This is a genomic window from Microcoleus sp. Pol12B4, from assembly GCF_036701385.1.
Classification (GTDB): domain Bacteria; phylum Cyanobacteriota; class Cyanobacteriia; order Cyanobacteriales; family Microcoleaceae; genus Microcoleus.
The window spans coordinates 10,134-14,230 of the sequence record NZ_JAUBQR010000170.1 but is presented as its reverse complement, the minus strand read 5'-3'; the positions used below and the strand labels follow the sequence as shown (position 1 = coordinate 14,230).

Genomic DNA, 4,097 nt, shown 5'->3' with positions numbered 1-4,097 from the left:
AACGACAGTTTGAAACCTGTCGCTATAAAAGCGAAGTCCGCAATTAACACGCAGGCAACACACTCATTTTAGGAAGCAAGGAAAAATCATGACCCGCGCTATAATGGAAACCGACAAAGGCACAATCAATTTGGAATTGTTCGATGCGGATGCGCCTAACACAGTGAAGAATTTTGTTGACTTGGCGGAAAAAGGTTTTTACGATGGATTGGCCTTTCACCGAGTCATTCCTAACTTTATGATTCAAGGTGGCTGTCCAAAAGGCAATGGAACGGGCGGCCCCGGCTACAAAATCAAGTGCGAAATTAACTCCAACAAACATTTGGCAGGAACTTTATCGATGGCTCACGCAGGTAAAGATACGGGTGGTAGCCAATTTTTTATTTGCCATTCTCCCCAGTCTCATCTAGATGGAGTGCACACAACTTTTGGCAAAACTGAGGATATGTCTGTCGTCAATGCTATCCGCCAAGGTGACAAGATTATTTCGCTCAAAATTGAGCATTAATTTCCAGTAATTAGTTGCGTTTGTAGTAAGGACTTTAGTCCTTATTGCAAACAAAACTTGTGAAAGTTAAGAGTTTTAAAATATACAATTTATGACTGTTAGCAATGATTATGCTGTGGTGGCTGAGTTAACTAAACTATATTTAAAATACGAAAAAGCTCTTTGTACGAATGATATTGAAACTCTCGATAATTTGTTCTGGGATGCGCCGGAAGTCGTGCGGTTTGGGGTGACGGAGAACCTCTACGGGAGCGATGAGGTGAGGGCTTTTCGCCAAGGACGATCGCCTGTAAATGTCGATCGAGAAATGTTCAACCTCAAAGTCGTGACTTTCGATGCAGATACGGCGGCTGTGACGCTGGAATTTCGCCGTGTAATGGATGGAGTGGTGCGTCTGGGGCGGCAGAGTCAGATGTGGCGGAAGTTTCCTGAAGGGTGGAAGATTGTTTCCGCTCACGTTTCTTTGTTGTCGGTGTAAAAGTTAAAGGTAAGGAAACAATAATTGTCTAAAGCAGGCGGACTTTATGACTGAATCATTCATCCTCTAGAGCAACGTCTAATAATTCAATTTCCTGACTTTCTTCCTGATCTTCATAATTAAATTCTAATCGGCTCTGCTTAATAATCTCGCTCAATATATTGCTTAAGTCTCCTTTGGCAACGGCTTGTTCAAATCTTTCTATCAGAATAGGAACATTGATTATTTCTTCTATACATTCCATGTACTGAGATACTATAGCATTTATTGAATACAGCTTTTGAGCTTGTGCTTCAATCTTTGATTTAATTTCACTATCTGAATCTAAAGATTTAACTACAAATGTTATCGGATACCTTTCAATTTTATCAATGTCTAGGAAATATTTATTTACATCTACAGTTTCAGTCACCTGAAAAAAACGTCCTAGGGGTTTCATTACAAAGTCAATTCCCCCATCATTAGCATTTGTCCTACCTGTTTTAAACAGCTTTAAATTTTCTTGCTGGAGTCTGTCTAGTGCATAACCCCAATAAATAACTCGGTCATTGTAGTAGTATTTTAATATACTGTAGCTGACGATCTCGAAAATTCGAGCATCTACATTTGGCGCTACCATTTGTTTGATAAATTCTCTGACTTGAACCTCTGTCAATCTTTGAGCATCTTTACAAATTTGAATAAACTTTTCAAAGCTATCTCTCTTAGCTTCAACGTAAGCATCAATTATGTGGATTACTGTTTCTGCTATATTGTGTTCATTCTCATTGATTTTGACTTTTAATAAATTTTCGTTAAACCAATACCTGTTATTTTTCTGATTTCTCAAAATTGGGATGAACTCACAAGTGGGAAAATATTTTTTAAATTCTTCATTCATCCTATGGTTCAAGCCATGATTTTGAAGCTTTTTCCCGAATGCTAATTCACGCTGTCTCTTAAAAAGATGCGTATAAACTGCACCTTCATAATCTGAATACATTCCTGTCTGATGAAAATTTTTCACAAAATAATCTTCAACTAAAACATATATTGCGTATAAGTTGGCAAAACTTCCTCTTGATTTTGAGCCTTTATTTGAAGATTTAGTCTTGATATTCAAATATAAAATTAGCTGGCTTTCACTCAATATTTGAGTCCCTGCCTCGCCAAACTTATCCTCTAAAAATTTTTTAATTATTTTTGTAAATTCATGTTCCATTTTTATTATAGTTGTAAGTTTAGTGTTAGCTGCTGTGGCGAAATTTCATCAGAGTGGACTTCAGACATCAGATTCTCTTCACTATCCTCCGGGATAATTTGCAACCTCCGCAATCCTATTTGTAGATACTTTTCTTGTAATTCTATACCGATTGACTTTCTGTTAAGCTGCTTGGCAACAAATGATGTTGTAAAAGTTCCCGAAAATATATCTAGTACAACGTCGCCCTCATTACTACTGGCTTTGATAATTCTTTCTAACAACGATGTTGGTTTCTGGGTAGGATGTTCCTCATACTCAGGCATACGATATCTCACTCTCGGAAACTCCCACACATTACCTGGAACTTTTTTAGAATTATATACTGATGGCGGAGCCTTGCGGTAGTCAATTAGTTTTCTAACAGCTCCAGTTTTCGCCTCTACCAGAATATCTGAGGAATTAAATGTATAATTTCGTTTGTCCTTGACGCAATATAAAATTGGTTCGTAAAGAGAGCCGTAAAAATTTTTTGCTTGTACACCCGAACTGTCATAATACCACACTATTCGAGAAAGGATTGTTAAGCGATCGCGCAAATATAAATCAAAGTACGGCATACTTTGAGTTGACGCCATTAGATACAAACTGCCGTTATGCTTGAGCTTATTAACACATAAGTTTAACCAACTATAACTCCATTCTAAATAATCGTTTTCAAATTCCCACTTGTCTTTAAAACCATTGAAATTTTTGCCAATATTATAGGGAGGATCGGCAAAAATTAAATCTATTGAGTTGTCTTGGATTTCAGTGCCAAGCACTTCTAACACATCTCCTAAGATGAGTTTGTGGTCGTCAATATCAAAGATTTTCATTTAGCCTAGCCTCTTCCAATTAATATTGGCTCTTGTCAAGTTTAGTGAGATATGTTCTATAAATATTTAATACAGTTCATACTTGAGCAAAGTACACGGAATCGAGCCATTAAAAACCGGAATTCGCCGCGATGTCCTGAGTCCCACCTTTTTACCCAACTCCTTATTTCCAGTCAAAATAAAGGCATTCCAACCTTTAAAACGATTCTTGAAAATATCCCCCAACATCTTGTACAAATCTCCCAATTCGCTAGCATCTCCCAGCCTTTCTCCGTAGGGAGGATTGCAAATCAAAACGCCTCTGTCTGCGGGTGCTTCCAACTGAGATAACTCGGTTTGAGCAAACTGAATTTTACCGGAAATACCAGCTTGCTGCGCGTTCGTGCGAGCTTGAGTTAACATATCGGAATCGCGATCGCACCCTGCAACCACCTCTTTAAGTTCCGGTAATTCACTATTTTCAGCTTCGGCCCACAATTTATCCCACAAAGGTTCGTCAAAATCGCGCCAACTCATAAATCCAAACTTTTCTCGAAACAATCCCGGTGCAATATTCAATCCCTTTAAAGTCGCTTCCAAAGGCAAAGTCCCAGAACCGCACATCGGGTCTAAAAACGGCAAATCTGGCGTCCATTCTGCCATCTCCAACAAAGCCGCAGCTAGGGTTTCTTTGAGGGGAGCAAGCCCCATCGCCGGTCGATATCCCCGGCGGTGCAAACTGCCGCCAGAACTGTCTAAACTTAAAATAGCTCTATCTTGATGAATGTGAATGTTAATTAGCAAATCGGGATTCTCTACATCGACATTAGAACGCTTGTTAAATTGAAGGCGCTGTTGGTCGGCGATCGCATTTTTGACCTGCAAAGCTGTAAAGTGAGTGTGGTTCAAGTTTTCGTTGCCACCGGTGCAGTTTACTGCTAAAGTATTGTCGGGATATAAGTATTCGTCCCAAGGGATTTTTTGCACTTCGCGGTAGAGCATATCCGAGTTGTAACACCGGAATTCGGCGATCGGCATTAGCACTCGAAAAATAGTTCTCGACCACAGATTGAC

The 4,097-nt window shown here is 39.2% G+C and carries 5 protein-coding genes; 2 read left to right on the top strand and 3 right to left on the bottom strand.

The features are described 5' to 3' along the window. Positions 1–88: 88 nt before the first annotated feature. A complete protein-coding gene (locus tag QUA38_RS21020; RefSeq protein WP_332982885.1) occupies positions 89–508 on the top strand; it encodes a peptidylprolyl isomerase in 420 nt (139 codons plus the stop codon). 91 nt (positions 509–599) lie between these two features. Then, positions 600–986 (top strand): oxalurate catabolism protein HpxZ, encoded by a 387-nt coding sequence (gene hpxZ / locus QUA38_RS21015; RefSeq protein WP_333165158.1) that lies wholly within the window; start codon positions 600–602, stop codon positions 984–986. Between the two features lie 55 nt (positions 987–1,041). On the opposite strand, the gene QUA38_RS21010 is transcribed toward hpxZ, so the two are convergent. From QUA38_RS21010 to QUA38_RS21000, 3 genes are all read right to left on the bottom strand, one after another. Next, a complete protein-coding gene (locus QUA38_RS21010; protein ID WP_333165155.1) occupies positions 1,042–2,187 on the bottom strand; it encodes a restriction endonuclease in 1,146 nt (381 codons plus the stop codon). Between the two features lie 5 nt (positions 2,188–2,192). Then, positions 2,193–3,044 carry an adenine-specific DNA-methyltransferase gene (gene yhdJ, locus QUA38_RS21005; protein WP_333165153.1) on the bottom strand — a complete coding sequence of 284 codons (852 nt, stop codon included), beginning with the start codon at positions 3,042–3,044 and terminating at the stop codon, positions 2,193–2,195. A 66-nt stretch (positions 3,045–3,110) separates the two neighbouring features. Further along, positions 3,111–4,097, bottom strand: a 987-nt coding sequence (locus QUA38_RS21000; RefSeq protein WP_333165151.1) for a THUMP domain-containing protein, incomplete at its 5' end; no start/stop codon positions are given.